The sequence below is a fragment of the Streptomyces sp. NPDC008238 genome (genome assembly GCF_042956445.1).
In the GTDB taxonomy this organism is placed as follows: Bacteria; Actinomycetota; Actinomycetes; order Streptomycetales; family Streptomycetaceae; genus Actinacidiphila.
Genome location: NZ_JBIBGK010000020.1, coordinates 100,539 through 120,031, shown reverse-complemented (window position 1 = coordinate 120,031; position 19,493 = coordinate 100,539). Strand labels below are relative to the sequence as shown.

The 19,493-nt window shown below is 73.6% G+C and carries 16 protein-coding genes; 14 read left to right on the top strand and 2 right to left on the bottom strand.

What is annotated here, in order from left to right; genetic code table 11:
* The first annotated feature begins 207 nt into the window (after positions 1-207).
* From ACFZAU_RS30955 to ACFZAU_RS30920, 8 genes are all read left to right on the top strand, one after another.
* A complete protein-coding gene (locus ACFZAU_RS30955; RefSeq protein WP_500460552.1) occupies positions 208-651 on the top strand; it encodes an SRPBCC family protein in 444 nt (147 codons plus the stop codon).
* 211 nt (positions 652-862) lie between these two features.
* Positions 863-3,250 (top strand): MFS transporter, encoded by a 2,388-nt coding sequence (locus ACFZAU_RS30950; protein WP_500554883.1) that lies wholly within the window; start codon positions 863-865, stop codon positions 3,248-3,250.
* 220 nt (positions 3,251-3,470) lie between these two features.
* Positions 3,471-5,966 (top strand): ATP-binding SpoIIE family protein phosphatase, encoded by a 2,496-nt coding sequence (locus ACFZAU_RS30945; RefSeq protein WP_500554882.1) that lies wholly within the window; start codon positions 3,471-3,473, stop codon positions 5,964-5,966.
* A 134-nt stretch (positions 5,967-6,100) separates the two neighbouring features.
* The gene (locus ACFZAU_RS30940) at positions 6,101-6,967 is read left to right on the top strand and encodes a class I SAM-dependent methyltransferase (protein WP_500554881.1); all 867 of its coding nucleotides are present in this window, start codon (positions 6,101-6,103) and stop codon (positions 6,965-6,967) included.
* Positions 6,909-7,745 carry a M55 family metallopeptidase gene (locus ACFZAU_RS30935; RefSeq protein WP_499601385.1) on the top strand — a complete coding sequence of 279 codons (837 nt, stop codon included), beginning with the start codon at positions 6,909-6,911 and terminating at the stop codon, positions 7,743-7,745. Before ACFZAU_RS30940 ends, ACFZAU_RS30935 begins: the two co-directional genes overlap by 59 nt.
* Positions 7,738-9,078 (top strand): M20/M25/M40 family metallo-hydrolase, encoded by a 1,341-nt coding sequence (locus ACFZAU_RS30930; RefSeq protein WP_500554880.1) that lies wholly within the window; start codon positions 7,738-7,740, stop codon positions 9,076-9,078. Before ACFZAU_RS30935 ends, ACFZAU_RS30930 begins: the two co-directional genes overlap by 8 nt.
* Positions 9,075-11,072: a dipeptidyl-peptidase 5 gene (locus tag ACFZAU_RS30925; protein WP_500554879.1), complete on the top strand. Its 1,998-nt coding sequence runs from the start codon at positions 9,075-9,077 to the stop codon at positions 11,070-11,072. Before ACFZAU_RS30930 ends, ACFZAU_RS30925 begins: the two co-directional genes overlap by 4 nt.
* Entirely contained in the window at positions 11,069-12,007 is a 939-nt protein-coding gene (locus ACFZAU_RS30920) for a S66 peptidase family protein (protein ID WP_500554878.1), read from the top strand. The genes ACFZAU_RS30925 and ACFZAU_RS30920 overlap by 4 nt, the downstream gene beginning before the upstream one ends.
* A gap of 22 nt (positions 12,008-12,029) precedes the next feature.
* Here ACFZAU_RS30920 and ACFZAU_RS30915 read toward each other — a convergent pair whose 3' ends face one another.
* Entirely contained in the window at positions 12,030-12,776 is a 747-nt protein-coding gene (locus ACFZAU_RS30915) for a DUF4232 domain-containing protein (protein ID WP_500554877.1), read from the bottom strand.
* A 230-nt stretch (positions 12,777-13,006) separates the two neighbouring features.
* Between ACFZAU_RS30915 and ACFZAU_RS30910 the strand changes: the two genes are divergently transcribed.
* The 6 genes from ACFZAU_RS30910 to ACFZAU_RS30885 all read left to right on the top strand — a co-directional run bounded on the left by ACFZAU_RS30910 (position 13,007) and on the right by ACFZAU_RS30885 (position 18,509).
* Positions 13,007-14,197: a L,D-transpeptidase gene (locus tag ACFZAU_RS30910; protein WP_500554876.1), complete on the top strand. Its 1,191-nt coding sequence runs from the start codon at positions 13,007-13,009 to the stop codon at positions 14,195-14,197.
* A 501-nt stretch (positions 14,198-14,698) separates the two neighbouring features.
* The gene (locus ACFZAU_RS30905) at positions 14,699-15,676 is read left to right on the top strand and encodes an ABC transporter substrate-binding protein (protein WP_499601379.1); all 978 of its coding nucleotides are present in this window, start codon (positions 14,699-14,701) and stop codon (positions 15,674-15,676) included.
* Entirely contained in the window at positions 15,673-16,446 is a 774-nt protein-coding gene (locus ACFZAU_RS30900) for an ABC transporter permease (protein ID WP_500554875.1), read from the top strand. The genes ACFZAU_RS30905 and ACFZAU_RS30900 overlap by 4 nt, the downstream gene beginning before the upstream one ends.
* Positions 16,443-17,216 (top strand): ABC transporter permease, encoded by a 774-nt coding sequence (locus tag ACFZAU_RS30895; protein WP_500554874.1) that lies wholly within the window; start codon positions 16,443-16,445, stop codon positions 17,214-17,216. Before ACFZAU_RS30900 ends, ACFZAU_RS30895 begins: the two co-directional genes overlap by 4 nt.
* Positions 17,209-18,009 carry an ABC transporter ATP-binding protein gene (locus ACFZAU_RS30890; RefSeq protein ID WP_500554873.1) on the top strand — a complete coding sequence of 267 codons (801 nt, stop codon included), beginning with the start codon at positions 17,209-17,211 and terminating at the stop codon, positions 18,007-18,009. The genes ACFZAU_RS30895 and ACFZAU_RS30890 overlap by 8 nt, the downstream gene beginning before the upstream one ends.
* Positions 18,006-18,509 carry a methyltransferase family protein gene (locus ACFZAU_RS30885; RefSeq protein WP_500554872.1) on the top strand — a complete coding sequence of 168 codons (504 nt, stop codon included), beginning with the start codon at positions 18,006-18,008 and terminating at the stop codon, positions 18,507-18,509. The genes ACFZAU_RS30890 and ACFZAU_RS30885 overlap by 4 nt, the downstream gene beginning before the upstream one ends.
* Here ACFZAU_RS30885 and ACFZAU_RS30880 read toward each other — a convergent pair.
* Positions 18,482-19,000: a GNAT family N-acetyltransferase gene (locus ACFZAU_RS30880; protein WP_500554871.1), complete on the bottom strand. Its 519-nt coding sequence runs from the start codon at positions 18,998-19,000 to the stop codon at positions 18,482-18,484. The genes ACFZAU_RS30885 and ACFZAU_RS30880 overlap by 28 nt on opposite strands.
* Between the last annotated feature and the right edge of the window lie 493 nt (positions 19,001-19,493).

The following is a 19,493-nucleotide window of genomic DNA, read 5'->3' as shown; positions in this document are numbered from 1 at the left end:
TCGCGGTGGTGCTGGGGCCGGTGACGTTCATGCCGTCGACGATAACGCGCCGCGTCGCGCCGGGCACGTGATTTACGGCCCCATCGCCGGTCGGCCCCGGAGCCGTCGTCAGGAGGCGCACCACCGGGAGGGCGGCCCGATTTCGCGGGCACGCGGCCGTGGTGATTGGCTTGTCGGCGACGGCACACGGATCCACGGAGGACGGCGATGGCACAGGTCGAGGCCACCACGCAGCGCGAAATCGCGGCGAGCCCGGAGAGCGTCTTCGCGGCGCTCGCCGACTACTCGGGCACGCGGCAGCGACTGCTTCCCGAGCAGTACAGCGAGTACGAGGTGCGCGAGGGCGGCAGCGGCGCCGGCACCCTCGTGCACTGGAGGCTGCAGGCGACCGAGAAGCGCGTCCGGGACTGCCTCCTCGCGGTGACCGAGCCGACCCCGGGGCAGCTGGTCGAGAGCGACCGCAACTCCACCATGGTCACCACCTGGACGGTCACCCCGGCCGGCGAGGGCCGCGCCAAGGCGGTCGTCACCAGCAGTTGGACCGGTGCCGGCGGCATCGGCGGCTTCTTCGAGCGCACCTTCGCGCCCAAGGGCCTCAACCGCATCCACGACGCGGTGCTCGCGCGGCTCGCCGCGGAGACGGAGAAGTAGCAGACGGCACAAAGGAGACGGCCGGGGCCGGTTGATGCCCGGCCGTCTCCTTTGACGTGCCGGACGCCGTGCCCGGCATGCCTGACTGTCGCCCGACGGGCGCACGCCGGTGGGCACGTCACTTGAAAGGGTGGATCTGCCGCACTCCGGCGCATCCCCGGCGCCCCGGATCGTTGTCGCAGGGCAGGCGCGACGAGGGGAGCGGTAGCAGATGGGCGGCACCACCGGGACGACCCTGTCCGAGGAGACCGGCACCCTCACGGACGCGACCGGCGCCGGCACGGGCCCCGAGGACCGACCCGCCGCCGCGCTCCGGGAGCAGGACGCGCCCGTCCCCGGACTGAGCCCCCGAAGGGTGCGACTGGTCTTCCTCGGGCTCATGCTGACCCTGCTGCTGGCCGCCCTCGACCAGATGATCGTGGCGACCGCGCTCCCCAAGATCGTCGGCGAACTGCACGGCCTGGACAAGATGTCCTGGGCCGTGACCGCCTACCTGCTCGCCTCCACCGTGGGGCTGCCGATCTACGGCAAGCTCGGCGACCTCTTCGGGCGCAAGAGCGTCTTCCAGTTCGCGATCGTCGTCTTCGTCGTCGGATCCGCCCTCGCGGGCTGGTCGCGCTCCATGGACGAGCTGATCGCCTTCCGCGCCGTCCAGGGCGTCGGCGGCGGCGGGCTGATGATCGGCGTCCAGGCGATCATCGCGGACATCGTCCCGCCCCGGGAACGCGGCCGCTACATGGGCCTGATCGGCGCCTCCTTCGGCCTGGCCTCCGTGGCCGGCCCGCTGCTCGGCGGCTTCTTCACCGACCACGCCTCCTGGCGCTGGTGCTTCTACATCAACGTGCCCTTCGGTCTTTTGACCCTTGCCGTCATCGCCGTCGTGCTGAAACTGCCGCGTCCGACCGTGCGCCCCCGGCTGGACGTGCTGGGCGCGCTGCTGCTGGCCGCCGGCTCCACCTGCGTGGTGCTGCTGACCAGTTGGGGCGGGACGACGTACGCCTGGCGCTCGGACGTGATCGTCGGGCTGGGCGCGGCGACGCTCGTCTGCGCCGTGCTGTTCGTGGTGGTGGAACGGTTCGCCGTCGAACCGGTCATCCCGCTGCGGCTCTTCCGCGACGGCGTCTTCACGGTCTCCGCCCTGATCGGGGCCGTCGTCGGCGTCGGCCTCTTCGGCGCCGCCAGCTACCTCCCGACCTTCCTGCAGATGGTCAACGGCGTCAGCGCCACCGAGTCCGGGCTGCTGATGCTGCCCATGATGCTCGGAGTCGTCCTGGCCTCCGTGGTCTCCGGCCACATGATCAGCCGTACCGGGCGCTACCGGGTCTTCCCGCTGCTCGGCGGGGCGCTCTCGGTGGCCGGAATGTGGCTGCTGTCGCTGCTGGAGCGGGACACCCCACGCGTCGAGTACAGCGTCTACATGGGCGTGCTGGGGCTGGGCATCGGGCTCGTGCTGCCGGTGCTGATCCTCGCCGTGCAGAACTCCGTGCGGCCTGCCGACCTCGGCACCGCCACCAGCGCCAACAACTTCTTCCGGCAGATCGGCGGCTCGGTCGGGGCGGCCGTCTTCGGCACCCTGTTCGCCAACCGGCTCGCGGACGGGCTCGCCGACCGGCTGCCGGGCGGCGTCGGCCTGCCGGACCCCCAGTCCATCACCCCGCACATGGTGCACGCGATGCCGGCGCCGCTGCGCGACGCCTATGTGAGCGCGTACGCGGAGGCCATGCCGCGGATCTTCCTCTACCTGGTGCCGGTGCTCGCCCTCGGCTTCCTGCTCGCCTTCCTGCTCAAGGAGAAACCCCTGGTGACCCAGCACGTCCCCACCGCCCGCAAGGCCGAGACCGTCGGCGTCCCGGTGTGCGGCACCGTCCAGCACGCCGACGGCAGCACCGTGGGCCGGGCGGCGCTCACCCTCATCGATGTGACCGGCCGCCAGATCGGGCGCGGCGCCACCGGCGAGGACGGGCGCTACGCGCTGAGCACCCCGGGCAGCGGCAGCTACGTGCTGATCGCCGCCGCCGGGGGGCACCAGCCCCAGGCCGTCAGCGTGACCGTCGGGGAGCGCCCGGTCGAGCTCGACGTGGTGCTCGGCGGCGCCGGACGGCTGGCGGGCACCGTGCGCACCGCCGACGGCACGCCCGTACGGGAGGCCACCGTCACCCTCACCGACTCCCGCGGCGACGTGGTGGCCACCACCCGCACGGGGAGGGACGGCGACTACGTCCTGAGCGACCTCGTCGCGGGGGAGTACACGCTCGCCGCCAACGCCCCCGCCTACCGGCCCGCGGCGCTGCCGGTGTCGGTGCACGCGGCCCGGGAGACCCGGCAGGACGTCGAACTCGCGGGCGGCGCGCTGCTGCGCGGCACTGTGCGCGGCCCGGGCGGCAGCCCGGTGGAGGACGCCCGGGTCACGCTGCTGGACGCGGCGGGCAACGTCCAGGACACCGTGACGACCGGCCCGGACGGCGTCTTCCGCTTCGTCGACCTGGCGGCGGGCGAGTACACCGTCGTGGCCTCGGGATACCCGCCGGTGGCCACCGTGCTGCGGCTGAGCGGCGGCGAGCGCACCGAACGCGACGTGCACCTGGGACACGAGGACTGACCCTCCCCTGACGTCCCTTCAGCGCCCGTGCGTGCGCCCGCGCATGCTCCGGCGCATCCACGGCCGGGCGCGGGCGCACACCGGATTCGTCCAATGCCCTACGCGGCACCCGGTGTCGGTCGTACCGTGGTTGCGGAGCCGCAGATCTTGCGCCGGGGGCCGACCACCTCCGGGCCTCGGTCGGGATCCGGGCGCCGCAGGGGAAGGAGCCGGACGCGTCATGCAACGTCGCACTCCACCGGGGGAGGGGAGCCGCGCCGCGCTGCCGGAGCAGCGGACCGTACTCACCGGACGCATCCCCCTCGCCGTGGTCGTGGTCGACGGCGACGGGCACGTCTCGCACTGGAGCACCGGCGCGCGGAAGCTCTTCGGGCGCACCCGGGAGGAGGCCGTCGGCCGCGCGGCCGTCGATCTGCTCCCGGTCTCCGGCGCGCTCGGCGAGGAGCCCGGCCCGGACGGCCCCGGGTCGCCGGACGGAGCCGGCCTCGACGCCCCGCTGAGCGGGGCGACCTCCTACCCGACCGCCGGACGCGCCCGGCTCAACCAGGGGCCCGAGCCCGACCCCGGGGGCGTCCCGGCCGACGTCCTGTGGTGGGCCTACCCGCTGGTCGGTCCCGGCCCCGAGCGCCTGCTGGTGCTGGCCGCCGACGCTGCCCTGGTGCATGGCGAGGACGACTCCCCGCCCCGTGAGTCCGAGCGGATCGCACCCGGTTTTGCGCTGCACACCGAGTTCCCCGGCGCGGACGGGCTCGCCAAGCGCCTCCCCGAGATCCTGCCCAGCATGAGCGTCGCCGAGAGCGGGCGGATCGTCTCCCAGGTGCTGGAACTCGGCTACCCCGTGCTGGAGATCAGCCGGCACGACCGGGTGCCCGTCACCCCCGACTGGGGTGTGCCCCGGCGGGAGGAGCGCAGGGCCCGCAGGCAGCGCGCGGCCCGTGAGGCCGCCGCCGCGCCGCACGCGCCCGCGCCGGAGGAGCTCGAGCCCGACCTGGAGTACGCCGCCGTCCGCGAGCGCCTGGAGTTCCTCAACGAGGTCAGCGGGTGCATCGGCAGCTCCCTGGACCTGACCCGTACGATCCGTGAGGTCAGCGCGGCCGTCGTCCCCCGCTTCACCGACGTCGCGGGCACCTACCTGCGCGAACAGGTACTGGCGGGCGAGGGCTTCCCCGACGGGCCGCCCGACGTCACCACCATGTGGTACCGGGCCGCCCTGGAGCACACCGACGAGCCCGGCCGCTGGGACGACGTCGTACCGGTCGGCGAGTCCATGCCGTTCCCCGAGCACACCCCGTTCTTCCAGTGCATGACGAGCGGCCGGCCGGTGCTGGTGCCCAGGATCACCGAACCCATGGGTGAGGCGATCGCCTCGCAGTTCGAGAAACGCGACATCCGTCCGCTGATCACCGGGCGGTCGATGCTCGTGGTGCCGCTGAAGGCGCGCGACGTCGTCCTCGGCTTCATGATCCTGCTGCGGCACGGCGAGCGTCCGCCGTTCAACGACATGGACCGCGTCACGGGCGCCGAACTCGCCGCCCGCGCCGGGCTCGTCCTGGACAACGCCCGGATGTACACCTACCAGGAGAACGTCGCCGACACGCTGCAGGACAGCATGCTGCCGCAGATCACCCCGCGCATGCCGGGGTGCGACGTGGCGACCCGCTACCTGCCCGGCACCCGGCTGGGGCGCGTCGGCGGCGACTGGTTCGACACCATCAAGCTGCCCGGCTCCCGGCTCGCCCTCGTCGTCGGCGACGTCATGGGGCACGGGCTCAACGCGGCCGCCATGATGGGCCAGTTACGCACCGCCGTGCAGACCATGGCCGCGCTGGACATGCCACCGGCGCAGCTGCTGCGCAACCTCGACGACCTGGCGCAGCGCCTGGGCGAGCACTACCTCGCCACGTGCCTGTACGCCGTGTACGACCCGATCCGGTCCGAGCTGCACATCGCCAACGCGGGGCACATCCCACCCGTGCTGGTGCGCGCGGAGGACGGCCGCAGCGCACTGCTCGACGTGCCGACGGGCGCGCCCATCGGCATCGGGGGCGTGCCCTTCGAGACGGTCCAGGTGGCCGTCCGCCCCGGTGACCGGCTCGTGCTGTGCACGGACGGGCTGGTCGAGGTGCGCGGGCAGGACATCGGGGCCGGTCTCGCCGCGCTGTGCGAGAGCGCGGCGCACCCCGCTGCCTCCATGGACGACGCCTGCGACACGATCATCCGCGCCCTCAACCCGCCGGGCGGCCGCAAGGACGACGTGGCCCTGCTGATGGCCCGGCTCAACGGCATCCCCCGTGAGGACGTCGTCAGCTGGCAGCTCGCCCTCGACCCCCGCGAGGTGGGCCGGGCCCGCGTGCTCACCCGGGGCGCGCTGGAGCGCTGGGGACTGGACGAGGCCGCGGAGGCGGCCGAGTTGATGGTCGGCGAGGTGGTCACCAACGCCGTCCGGCACGCGCACTCCCGGCACGTCGAGCTGCGCCTGGTCCGCACCGACGCGCTGCTGTGCGAGGTCTCGGACGACGACCACGCGGTGCCCGTCCTGATGGGCGCCGGGCCCGAGGACGAGTCGGGGCGGGGCCTGCGGATCGTGAGCCGGCTCGCCCGGAGGTGGGGCGCGAGCCGTACGGCACAGGGCAAGACGGTCTGGTTCGAGCAGGCCCTGCCGTGGCGGCCGGCCGCGGGACGCGGCAGCAGGATCCCGGCGGGTCCTCGAACGTAGCGAACACCAGGTCACGACTTCCACCCGCAGGCTTGCCCGCGCCGGGCACCGCCTGTAGCACGTACCCTGACGGGGCTTCGGCCGCGCGGCCGGACCGGTCCGCGGCGACGGACACGTGGACCTGGGGAGATCGCATGGACGTCACCGGCACGAATCTGCAGGCGTGGGAGGGCTTCTGGCGGGACGCCCCCGGAGAACCGGGGGCGGCGTTCTGGGACGCGGAGGCGGAGGTCACCGCGGCGGCCCACCTCCCGTACTTCGAGGCGCACTTCGACCCGTCGCTGCCCGTCGTCGACCTCGGCTGCGGCAACGGCACCCAGACCCGCTTCCTCGCGGGGCGGTACGGCCGGGCCGTCGGGGTGGACCTCGCGGCGGCCGCGATCGGCCACGCGCGGCACCAGGACCCAGGCGGCGTCGCGGAGTACCGGCAGCTCGACGCGGCCGACCCCGAGGCGGTCCGGCGGCTGGCCGAGGAGCTGGGCGAGGTGAACGTGTACATGCGCGGAGTGCTCCACCAGTGCCCGCCCGCGGAACGCGCACCGGTGGTCGAGGGCATCGCGGTGCTGACCGGCGGGCGCGGCCGGGTGTTCGCCGACGAACCCGCGGCGTCCGCGAAGGACGTGCTGACGGGACTCGCGCAGCGGCCGGGCGGCCCGCCCGCCAAGCTCGCGGCGATCTTCACGCACGGGATCGCGCCGGCCGAGATGCCCGACGGGACGGTCGCGGAGCTCTTCCGCGAGGCGGGGATGGAGGTGCTCGCGCGCGGTGAGGTCCCGCTCGTGACGACGGAGCGGCGGGCGGACGGCTCGCGGTTCGAGGTGCCGACGAACTGGCTGGTGGCAGGGGTGCGCGCTGACCGCCACCGGTCTGGGCCACTGAAGTTTTCCACAGGCGGGGCGGGGGCCTGGTGCGGGGCGGTGACTTTGCGTAACGTTCCATGCCATGAAGATCCTGATCAGCGCGGACATGGAGGGCGCCACCGGGGTGACCTGGCCCGGTGACGTCCTGCCCGGCACGGAGGGCTGGCAGCGGTTCCGGCACCTGTTCACGTCCGACGTGAACGCCGCGATCGCCGGCTTCTTCGACGGCGGCGCCGACGAGGTCCTGGTCAACGAGGCCCACTGGTCGATGCGGAACCTGCTGCTGGAGCAGCTGGACGAGCGGGCCGAGATGGTCACCGGACGCCACAAGGACCTCTCCATGGTCGAGGGCGTGCAGCACGGCGACGTGGACGGCATCGCCTTCGTCGGGTTCCACACGGGCGCGGGGACGGAAGGGGTGCTCGCCCACACCTACCTCCCCAACTCCATCACCGGCGTGTGGGTCGACGGCGGCCCGCCCGCGAGCGAGGGACGGCTGAACGCGCTGGTGGCCGCCGAGTACGGGGTGCCCGTTGTGCTGGTCACGGGGGACGACCGGACCGGCGTCGACGCCCGGGACTACGCGCCGGCCGCGCGCACGGTCGCCGTCAAGGACTACGTGTCGCGGTACGCGGCCGTGTGCCGGCCGCCGGCCCGCACGGCCGCGGACATCCGCGCCGCCGCGAAGGACGCCGCGTCGCTCGCGGTGCGCCACGAGCCCGTCCGGGGCGGGCCGTTCACGATCGAGGTCGAGTTCGACGCGGCGCACCTGGCGGGAGCCGCCGCGATCGTGCCCGGTGTGGAGCGCACGGGCGAGCGCCGCGTCTCGTACACCTCACCGACCATGTACGAGGGGATCCGCTGCTACAAGGCCGTGACCACCCTCGTCTCGGCAGCTGTGGAGGAGCAGTATGGCTGACACCCGGGCACTGGACGAGGCGGTCCGCTTCACCTCGGAGCTGATCCGGATCGACACCACCAACCGCGGCGGCGGGGACGGCAACGAACGTCCCGCGGCGGAGTACGCCGCTGGACTTCTCGACGAGGCCGGGATCGAGGCCCGCGTCCTGGAGTCCGCGCCGGGCCGGGCCAACGTCGTGGCGCGGATCGCGGGCACCTCACCCGCCGGGGAGGGGCGGGGCGCGCTGCTGGTCCACGGTCATCTGGACGTCGTGCCCGCCCAGGCCGAGGACTGGAGCGTGCACCCCTTCTCCGGCGAGGTCCGGGACGGGGTGGTCTGGGGCCGGGGCGCGGTCGACATGAAGGGCACCGTGGCGATGGTGCTCGCCACCGTGCGGTCCTGGGCCCGGAGGGGCGTGCGTCCCGAGCGGGACATCGTGCTCGCGCTGACCGCCGACGAGGAGGACAGCGCCACCTACGGCGCGACCTACCTCGTGGAGCAGCACGCGGAACTCTTCCGCGACTGCACCGAGGGCATCAGCGAGTCCGGCGGCTTCACCTTCCACGCCGGGCCCGGGCTGCGCTTGTACCCGGTCGCGGCCGGGGAGCGCGGCACCGCCTGGCTGAAGCTCACGGCGCACGGCCGGGCGGGGCACGGCTCCAAGGTCAACCGCACCAACGCGGTGACCCGGCTCGCCGCGGCCGTCTCCCGCATCGGCGAGCACCACTGGCCGGTGCGGATCATCCCCACCGTGCGGGCGGCACTGTCCGAACTGGCCGCGCTGCACGAGGTCGAGCCCGACTTCGACGACGTCGACACCCTGCTCACCAAGCTGGGCACCGCCGCCGCCCTGGTGGAGCCGGTGATCCGCAACAGCGCGAACCCGACCGTGCTCGAGGCCGGCTACAAGGTGAACGTCATCCCCGGCACCGCGGTCGCCTACGTCGACGGCCGGGTTCTGCCCGGCGCCGACGAGGAGTTCGCGGCCACCATGGACGAACTCACCGGCCCGGACGTGGACTGGGAGTTCCACCACCGCGAGATCCCGCTGGAGGCCCCCCTCGACGCGCCGGTCTACGCCGCGATGCGGGAGGCCCTGATCCACTTCGACCCGGACGCCCACGTCGTGCCCTACGTCATGGGCGGCGGCACCGACGCCAAGCAGTTCTCCCGGCTCGGCATCACGGGGTACGGCTTCTCTCCGCTGAAGCTGCCCGAGGGCTACGACTACGCGGGGATGTACCACGGCGTCGACGAGCGGGTCCCGGTGGAGGGACTGCACTTCGGCGTCCGCGTACTCGACCGGTTCATGCTGGGCCGGCAGGACACGACCGAGGAAGCAGCCCGATGACGCGCGCCCCGATCATCGCCCCCTACGGTGCCTGGGAGTCGCCGGTCGACGCCCGTACCGCCGCATCCCACGACGGACGCCCCGAGTTCCCCGCGTTCGTCGGCGAGGAGGTGTGGTGGACCGAACCCCGCCCGGCCGAGGGCGGCCGCCGCGCCCTGGTGCGCCGTCGCGCGGACGGCACGGTCGGCAGCCCGCTGCCCGCGCCGTGGAACGTCCGCACCCGTGTCATCGAGTACGGCGGCCGGGCCTGGGCGGGCACCGACCGACCCGGCGCGGGACCGCTGATCGTCTTCTCCCACTTCCCGGACCAGCGGCTGTACGCCTACGAGCCCGACGCGCCCGGCGCCTCTCCGCGGCCGCTGACCCCGCTCTCGCCGGTCGGCGACGGGCTGCGCTGGGCCGATCCGCAGATCCATCCGGACCGCGGTGAGGTGTGGTGCGTGCTGGAGGAGTTCACCGGGGAGGGGCCCAGCGACGTACGGCGGTTCGTCGCCGCCGTTCCGCTCGACGGCTCGGCCGCCGAGGACCGCGGGGCCGTACGGGAACTCTCCGACGACTCGCACGGCTTCGTGACCGCGCCCCGCCTCTCACCGGACGGCCGGCAGGCCGTGTGGATCGCCTGGGACCACCCCCGGATGCCCTGGGACGGAACGGAGCTCCAGCACGCCGCCGTCGGTCCGGACGGCACCTTCGGCCCGGCCCGGACGATCCTCGGCGGCCCCGCGGAGTCCGTCGCCCAGGCGGAGTGGACACCCGACGGCACCCTGATCGCCGCCACCGACCGTGACGGCTGGTGGAACCTGCACCGTGTCGACCCGGCCACTGGAGAGGCGGTCAACCTGCGGCCGGCGCAGGAGGAGTTCGCAGGACCCGGCTGGCAGATGGGGGCGAGGTGGTTCGCACCGCTCGCCTCCGGAACGCTGGCGGTGCTGCACGGCAAGGGCGCCCAGCGCCTGGGGATACTCGACCCGGCGACGGGCGAGTTGGCCGACGTGCCGGGACCGTGGAGCGAGTGGACCGCGGCGCTGGCCACACAGGGCACCCGGGTGGTCGCCGTGGCCGCTTCGGCCCGCACGTCCTTCGAGGTTCTCGAGCTCGACACCTGTACGGGGCGGACCCGTGTCATCGGTGCCGCCCACCACGACACCGTGCCGCCGGAGTTCCTGCCCGACCCGGTGGAGCGCACCTTCACCGGGCCCGGGGGACGGGAGATCCACGCCCAGCTCTATCCGCCGGCGAACCCCTACTTCGCCGCGCCCGAGGGAGAGCTGCCACCCTACGTGGTCTGGGTGCACGGTGGTCCCACCAGCCGGGCACCGCTCGTGCTCGACCTGGAGATCGCCTACTTCACCTCCCGGGGGATCGGCGTCGTCGAGGTCAACCACGGAGGTTCCACCGGCTACGGGCGCGCCTACCGCGAGCGGCTGCGCGAGCAGTGGGGGGTCGTCGACGTCGAGGACTGCGCCGCCGTCGCGCGAGCGCTGGCGCAGGAGGGGACGGCCGACGGGCGGCGGCTCGCGATCCGCGGCGGCAGCGCCGGCGGCTGGACGAGCGCGGCCTCCCTCACGGGTACCGACGTGTACGCCTGCGGCGTGATCAAGTACCCGCTGCTCGACCTCACCGGCTGGGCCCAGGGCGGTGAGACCCACGACTTCGAGTCCCGTTACCTCGACTCGCTCGTCGGGCCCTACGCCGAGGTCCCCGAGCGCTACCGGGAGCGCTCGCCGGTCACCCGGGCCGACCGGCTGGCCGTGCCCTTCCTGCTGCTGCAGGGGCTGGAGGACGTGATCTGCCGGCCCGTGCAGTGCGAGCGGTTCCTGGAACGGATCACGGGGCGAGGCATCCCCCACGCCTACCTCACCTTCGAGGGCGAGGGCCACGGCTTCCGCCGCGAGGACACGATGATCACCTGTCTGGAGGCCGAACTCGCCCTGTACGGGCAGGTCTTCGGCTTCACCCCGCCCGCCGTAGCACTTCTGGAGCTCACCAAGTGACACCGCTCGTCCCACTCATCCGCCCCCGCCGCCTCGTCCCCGGTGACCGGGTCGCCGTGGTCGCGCCCAGCGGACCCGTGCCCCGGGAGCGCCTGGACGCGGGGCTCGACATCCTCCGCGGCTGGGACCTCGATCCCGTGGTGGCGCCGCACGTCCTGGACCGGCACCCCACCTTCGACTACCTGGCGGGAGAGGACGCGGCCCGCGCCCGCGACTTCCAGGAGGCGTGGTGCGACCCGTCGGTGGCCGCGGTGGTCTGTGCGCGCGGCGGCTACGGCACCCAGCGCATGAGCGACCTCCTGGACTGGGACGCGCTGCGGGCGGCCGGGCCCAAGACGCTCCTCGGCTTCAGCGACATCACCGCGCTGCACGAGGCGTTCGCGGTCCGGCTGGGCCTGTCCACCCTGCACGGCACCATGGTCGCGGCGCACGGCTTCCTCAAGGACGAGCCCACGCGAGCACAGTTGCGGGACACCCTCTTCGAGCCAGAGGCGACGCGTGTCCTCGGGGCGCCGACCGCCCGGGCGCTCGTCCCCGGCACGGCACGCGGTGTCACCGTCGGCGGGTGCCTGGCGCTGCTCGCCTCCGGTCTCGGCACGCCGGACGGGCGGCCCGGTGTGCCCGGCGGCATCCTCCTGCTGGAGGACATCGGCGAGGAGCCGTACCGGATCGACCGGATGCTGACGCAGTTGCTGCGGGCCGGCTGGCTGGACGGGGTGGCCGGCGTCGCCCTCGGTTCCTGGCGGGAGTGCGGCCCCTACGAGCAGGTGCGGGCAGTGCTCCTGGACCGGCTGGGCGGGCTCGGCGTCCCGGTCGTCGAGGAACTGGGCTTCGGTCACTGCGAGACCAGCCTGACCGTGCCGCTCGGTGTCCCCGCCGTGCTGGACGCGGACGCGGGCACCCTCACGGTGGAGGCCGCCGCGACGGCCGGCTGACCCCGGGGCGGGGCCCCCGGCCTCAGGAGGGTTCGGTGGCCGAGAGCGCGGTGACAGCGACGACGCCGTCGCACTCGGCGAACACCCCGTCGTCCAGGGCGACCTGGTGCCTGCCCGCCCCACCGGGCAGGCCCAGCACCATCGTCGGGTACTGCACCGGGGCCTCGCCCGATTCGCAGTAGCCGTCGCCCTCGCCCTGCACCTGATGGAACGTCAGCTTGACCCAGGCGCGACCGCCCGGTGCCAGCGTGACGGGGGCGGCCGCACCGGTGTGCCGCACCGTCAACGGCACGTTCATCTCCGGGGAGCCGTTGGCCGCCCCGGCCACCGTCGGGAAGCCTTCGAGGACGCAGGGGGCGCCCGAGGTGTTGGTGAACCCGATCACCGCCGCGCCGGTGCCCGTTCCCTGCGGACGGTCGGCGGCCTGGCGCGCCGCGGTCGCCTCCAGGTCCTCCGCGCCGCAGTGGGCCGCGGCGCCGGCCGGGGCCCCGGAACCGGTGGAGGGCGCGGAGCCCTCGGCGCCACCCGAACCCCCCGAACCCCCCGAACCCCCCGAACCCCCCGGCACCGGGGTCGTGCTGGAGACCGGGACCGTGTCCCCCGCGCTGCGGGAGGGCGCGGACGACGAGGGAGCGGACGACGAGGGAGCGGATGGCGAGGGCGTCCCTCCCGCGACGTCGTCCTCCCCCTGGCATCCCGTCAGCAGCACAGCCGCCGTCGCCGCCAGTGCCACCGCGATCGCGGCCCGCCTCGTGTTCCTGCGCTCCATGACGTCCCCCCGGGTCTTCGGGCCTGCCGTGCGGTCGTGCGGCCACGCGGCCGTGCTGCCGCGGAACACGGGGCCGGGCCGGACCCGGGTTCCGTGCGTACACGCCTGCTACGGAACGGTGACGCCACGGAGTCGTCCGGCACGCAGAGTTGACACTGCCGGCACGTGGTGGACCCCCACGGGTGCGGGCAGGAGCACAGTACGACTCGACAGGGGAGGAGAGCCGTCACATGACCAACGACCGGACCCGGAACCGCAGGAGGATCCTGCGTGCCGGAGCCGCGACACTCGCCCTGGCCGTCGCCGCGACGCTGTCCGCGTGCAGCGGCTCCGGGGGCGGCGGGCCGCACGCCGCGGAGCCACGGCCCGCCATCGCCGTCGCCCCCGCCTCCGGCGGGCGTGCCGTGCCCGTCGACCGCAAGGTGACCGTGCGGGCCACCGCCGCCCGGATCGACTCCGTACGCGTCACCGCCCCCGGCCCCGGGTCGTTGCGCGGCACGCTCGCGTCGTCCAAGGAGAACTGGACCTCGACGGGCCGGCTGGCCCCGGGCGTGACCTACGACGTCCTCGTCCGCGCCACCGCCTCCGACGGCAAGCGGCTGACGGAGCACACGACCTTCACCACCGCCGAGCCGAAGCGCACCTTCGTGGGGGAGTACCACCCCGACAAGGGCACCACGGTCGGCGTGGGCATGCCGGTGTCGATCGTCTTCAACAAGCCGATACAGGACCGGGCGGCCGTCGAGCGCAAGCTCGGCGTCAGCGCCGACCCGGCGGTGGACGGCGCCTGGAGCTGGATGAAGGACTGGAGCGGCCGCGACCGCGTCGACTTCCGTCCGCGCTCCTACTGGAAGCCCGGCACCCAGGTCACCCTCCGCATGGACCTGGACGGCGTCGACGCGGGCGGCGGTCTCTACGGCACGCAGAACCGCGTCGTCCGCTTCCGGATAGGGGAGTCGGTCGTCACCACCGTCGACACGGCCCGCAAGACCCTCACCCTGCGCCGGGGCGGCGAGGTCCTGCGCACCCTCCCCGTCTCCACCGGCAAGCCCGGGTTCGAGACGTGGAACGGCACGATGGTCGTCCTGGAGAAGACGCCCAGCATCACCATGAACTCCAGCACTGTGCGCATCTTCGGCCCCGAGGCCTACAACCTGAAGGACGTGAAGTGGGACGTCCGGCTCACCACGTCGGGCACCTTCGCGCACGCCGCGCCCTGGAACGAGGGCAAGTTCGGCCGGGTCAACGGCAGTCACGGCTGCATAGGGCTGAGCACGGCCGACGCGAAGTGGTTCTACGAGCACGTGTCACCGGGCGACCCGGTGACCGTCGTCCACTCCACCGACACCGTCCAGGTCAACAACGGCTACGGCGCCTGGAACGCGAGCTGGGCGGACTGGCGGGCGGGAAGCGCCCTCTGAGAGCGGCCGGAGCACGAGGAGAGCCCGCGCTCACCGCGCGGGCTCACCGGCTGCAGTTCCACGACCTACGAGGTGGGACTCCCTTCGCCGGCATGGTCCGGATCAGGTGCTAGGGGTCGCTCTCCGGTCTCAAAACCTCTTCCCGGACCTTCGAGCCTCTCAGCCCGGCCGTTGATCCCGGTTCCGGTGGAAGCCGCTGCTCCCTGCTCCGGCTCCGGTGCTACCGGACTCCCTCGCTCGCCCCGTAGGCCACATCCCAATCTACTCAGGGCGCAAGCCGACCACCAGTGGTAAATCCACTCAATCCGTGGTTTTCTCCGCAGACTTCCACCTCTCGCGCCCCCTGCACCCCTGCTTTCCCGTCCGCGACACGGCTGACACCGGCCGGCCGTTGTGCGATCCGTTGACGCGGCCGCGCCACGCCCCTACCGTCACTTGGCGCGCCACCCAATGAACGACAGTTCACTGTGCGAACGGAACTGATCAGATCAGGGAGTGCCCATGCGTCGCACCTTTCCCCTGCTCCTGACGGCGGCAGCGCTCCTCGCCGCCGGACTCACCGCTTGCGGCGACTCCGACGCCCCCGCAGGCAAGGGCGGCTCCTCCGGTGGCGGAGGCACGCGGAGCGTCACGGTCGGCGCCATCGCCATCGTCGACACCGCGCCCGTGTACCTCGCCCAGAGCCAGGGCTTCTTCAAGAAGCACGGCATCGACGCGAAGATCACCTCGGTGCAGGGCGGCGCCGCCAGCATCACCGGCGTGATGGGCGGCCAGTTCGCCTTCGGCTTCGCCAACACCACCTCCCTGCTCACGGCCCAGCAGCAGGGCCTCCCGCTCAAGGTCGTCGCCAACGGCGTCGCCTCCACCGGCGAGCGGGACACCGACTACAGCGCCGTCCTCGTCCCAGCCGACAGTCCCGTCAAGTCCGCCAAGGACCTGGCGGGCAGGACCGTCGCGGTCAACCAGCTGAAGAACATCGGCGACACGACCGTGCGCGCCGCCGTGCGCAAGGACGGCGGCGACGCCTCCAAGGTCGAGTTCGTCGAGATGCCCTTCCCGGACATGCCGGCCGCCCTCTCCAAGGGCCGGGTCGACGCGATCTGGGAGGTCGAGCCCTTCGTCACCCAGGCCACCGGCCAGGGCGCCCGAGCCGTCGCCTGGCCCTACGCCGACGCCGCCCCGGACCTCACCGTGGCCATGTACTTCACCACGCAGCAGACGCTCCAGAAGGACCCGGAGCTGGTCAAGGACTTCACCGCCGCCATGAACGAGGCCCTCGCCTACGCGGACGCGCACCCCGACGCCGTGCGCGAGACGCTCAAGTCGTACACCTCGATCCCCGCCGAGGCGATCGCCGCGATCAAGCTCCCCAAGTGGCCGACGGAGATCAACCGGGACTCCGTGCAGACCGTCGCCGACGACGCCCGCCAGGACGGGACGCTCACCAAGGACGCCGACCTGGCGGCCCTCCTGCCATGAGGGGACGCGACACCGCGTACGGAGCGGCCGGCCTCGCGGTGCTGTTCGGCATCGCGGAGGCCGTCCCGCGACTCGGCTGGGTGTCCCGGGACTACCTGCCCCCGGCGAGTGAGATCCTGCGCACCCTCGGCCGTGAACTGACCACCCGCCAACTCTGGTCGGCCCTCGGCGACACCATGAGCGCCTGGGCCCTGGGCCTTGCCATCGCGTTCGTCCTCGCCGTCGTGCTCGGGACGCTCATCGACGCCGTCCCGGGCGCCCGCGCCGCCACCGCCTCCACCGTGGAGTTCCTCCGCCCCATCCCCTCCGTGGCGCTCATCCCGCTCGCCACCCTGCTCTTCGGCGCCGACCTCGGCTCCAGCCTCCTGCTGGTCGTCTACGCCGCGTTCTGGCAGGTGCTCATCCAGGTGCTGTACGGCGTCGCCGACGTCGACCCCGTCGCCCGCGAGACCGCCCGCTCCTACCGGCTCGGCCACTGGACGACGCTGCGCCGGCTCGTCTGGCCCACCGCGCTCCCGTACGTCATGACCGGCCTGCGGCTCGCCGCCTCCGTCGCATTCATCCTCGCCGTCACCGCCGAACTGGTCATCGGCAGCCCGGGACTCGGGCTGCGCATCCAGCTCGCCCAGTCCGGCGGCGCCGTCGCCACCGTGTACGCCCTGATCACCCTCGCCGGGATCATCGGGGTCGTCGTCAACCTCGCGGTACGCCGTCTGGAGCGGTGGCTGCTGGCCTGGCACCCCGCCGTCCGAGGGGAGGGGCCCGCATGAGCCGTCCCGCGCGCCTGATGCTGGGCGCCCTGCGGGTGCTGGGGCTGCCCGTCCTCCTCGTCCTCGGCTGGTGGGCGTGGAGCGTGTGGCGGCCCAGCTTCTACGTGCCGTCGCCGCAGCGGATCGCCGCCGTATTCGGCGACGTGTGGTTCACCGCCCGCCTCGGCGACGACGTCCTGCCCAGCCTCGCCCGGCTCCTCGCCGGGTACGTGCTCGCCGCGTTGCTCGGCGTCGCCCTCGGTGCCGCCATCGGCCTCTCGGGCCGGCTGCGGGCCGCCACCGAACCCGCCCTGGAGTTCTTCCGGGCCATCCCGCCGCCCGTGCTCGTGCCGCTGATCATGCTGGTCGCGGGGCTCGACACCGCCATGAAGGTCCTCGTCATCGTCTCCGGCGCGATCTGGCCGGTGCTGCTCAACACCATCGAGGGCGTCCGCGCCGTGGACGAGGTGCTCTCCGACACCGCGCGGGTCTACGGGCTGCGCGGCCCGGCCCGGCTGCGGCGCCTCGTGCTGCCCGCCGCGAGCCCGCAGATCATGGCGGGACTGCGGCAGGCCCTGTCCATCGCCATCATCCTCATGGTCATCGCGGAGATGTTCGCCAGCACCTCAGGTATCGGCCACAGCGTCGTGCTGTTCCAGCGGCAGTTCCAAATCCCCGAGATGTGGAGCGGCATCGTGCTGCTCGGCCTGGTCGGCTTCCTGCTCTCGCTCGCCTTCCGCGTCCTCGAACGGCGGGTCCTGCACTGGCACCAACGGGAGACACATGCTTGAGATCACCGGACTGCGCAAGGTGTACGAAGGCCGGGGCCGCGTCGTCGAGGCGCTGCGCGGCATCGACCTCAGCGTCGAGCGTGGCGAACTCGTCTGCGTCGTCGACCCGTCGGGGTGCGGCAAGACCACCCTGCTCAAGTGCGTCGCCGGACTCCTCACGCCCACCGCCGGCCAGGTCCGGCTCGCCGGGCGCGTCGTGGACGGGCCGCCGCCCGGCATGGCGGTGGTCTTCCAGGAGTACGGCCGCAGCCTCTTCCCCTGGCTCACGGTCAGCCAGAACGTCGAACTCCCGCTCCGCGAGAAGCGCGTGCCGCGTCCGCGCCGCACCGCCCTCGTGCAGCAGGCGCTCGCCGCCGTCGGCCTGGCCGACGCCGGCTCCGCCCACCCCTGGCAGCTGTCCGGGGGCATGCAGCAGCGCGTGGCCATCGCCCGGGCCGTCGCCTACGAGCCCCAGGTCCTGCTCATGGACGAGCCGTTCGCCGCCGTGGACGCGCAGACCCGCGCCGACCTCGAGGACCTGCTCCTCGGCCTCTGGCACCGCCTCGGCATCACCACGATGCTCGTCACCCACGACATCGACGAGGCCGTCTACCTCGCCCGCCGGGTCGTCGTCCTCTCCGCCGCGCCCACGGTCGTGCAGGAGGACCTGCACGTCGACCTGCCGCACGACCGCGACCAGATCATCACCCGCTCCGACCCGCGCTTCGCCGAACTGCGCGCCCACGTGTACGGGCACATCCGCGCCGCCAAGACGGATCCGGGACGGCCGCCGGCGGGCACCATGAAGGCATGAGACGGTCCACGGCCGCGCTCGGCAGCGCGGTCTTCCTCTTCGCGGCACCCGGCGTCGTGGCGGGACTCGTGCCCTGGTGGCTCACCCGCTACGCGTCCGGCGACGGCCCCTGGCCAGTACGGGCGGCCGGCGGCCTGCTGGCCCTCGCCGGCGCGGCGGTGCTCCTGCACGGCTTCGCCCGCTTCGTACGCGAGGGGCGCGGCACGCCCGCGCCCGTCGCCCCCACCGAACGCCTCGTCACCGGTGGCGCGTACGCCCGGGTCCGCAACCCCATGTACCTGGCCGTCGTGGCGCTCGTCGCCGGGCAGGGACTGCTGCTCCTGCGGCCCGTCCTGCTCCTCTACTCGGCCGCCGTGTGGCTGACCGTCGCCGCGTTCGTCCGCTGGTACGAGGAGCCGACGCTGCGCGCCGCGCACGGCGAGGAGTACGAGGCGTACCGCCGGGCCGCGCCCGCGTGGCTGCCGCGGTGCGCTCAGACCCGGTCGAAGGGCTCCGCGTAGCGGAACGCCCCGCTCACCGAGGGGGTGTAGGCGGACAGCGGGCGCACCTGGAAGTACGGCCCCCAGGCCGGGTCGGGCGGCGTGATCCGGTAGTCGGTGCTCGCCCGGAAGCCGTAGCGGCCGTAGTAGTCCGGGCTGCCCAGCAGCGCCACCAGCGGTTCCCCGAGGGCGTCCGCGGCGCCCAGAGCGGTGTGCACCAGGGCCAGTCCGACGCCCTTGCGCTGGTGCTCCGGCGCGACGCTCAGCGGGCCGAGACCCACCACGGGCGTGCCCCCGGCGTGCGCCCGCGTGCAGACGACGTGGCCGATGACGCTCTGCCCGTCGGAGTCCACGGCGACCAGGGACAGCTCCGGCAGCCAGGCGTCGCTCTTCCGTAGCTCGGCCAGCAGCGTGACCTCGACGGGAACGGGACGGTCCGCCGAGGCGAACGCCTCCCCGGTGAGTGCTTGTACGGCAGGGACGTCGTCGGGGGTCTCGCGTTGAATCAGCACCCGCGCAGTCTGAACGCCCCGCCCTCACCGGGCAACCGCATTTCGGCCGCGACCACACCTCGGCCCGCGTTCCGGGGCCGGATACTGGTCGGGGGTACCGGCCTTCGCGGGGTGGGCGGACGAGGCGCGCCGGCGGGTCGCGGCGGCCCGGTCCGGACGGCTGCGCGTACCGCGGTTGCCACGGGGGGCGGTGCCGTGCGCGCTGGCGCGCGCGGACGGGCCTCGCGCACCGTGCTGTGCGGCGAGGCGGCCAGGCGGTCGGATGGCCGAAGGCCGTGCCGACGTCGCAGGCGGACAGGGCTCAGCGTGCCGTGGACGCGTCCGCGGGGCCCGCGGTGGCGGTCCGTTCCGCGCCGGGCCGGAGGGCTGCCGGTGCCGGGGGGCCTCAACCCGTTGCGGCGGAACGCCTTCGGGCGGCCGCCCGGTCGGCCCGTCGGCTCACGGCTGTGGTCATCGCGGCTTCCACGCGATGCTGACCCGGAGCGGTCAGGTC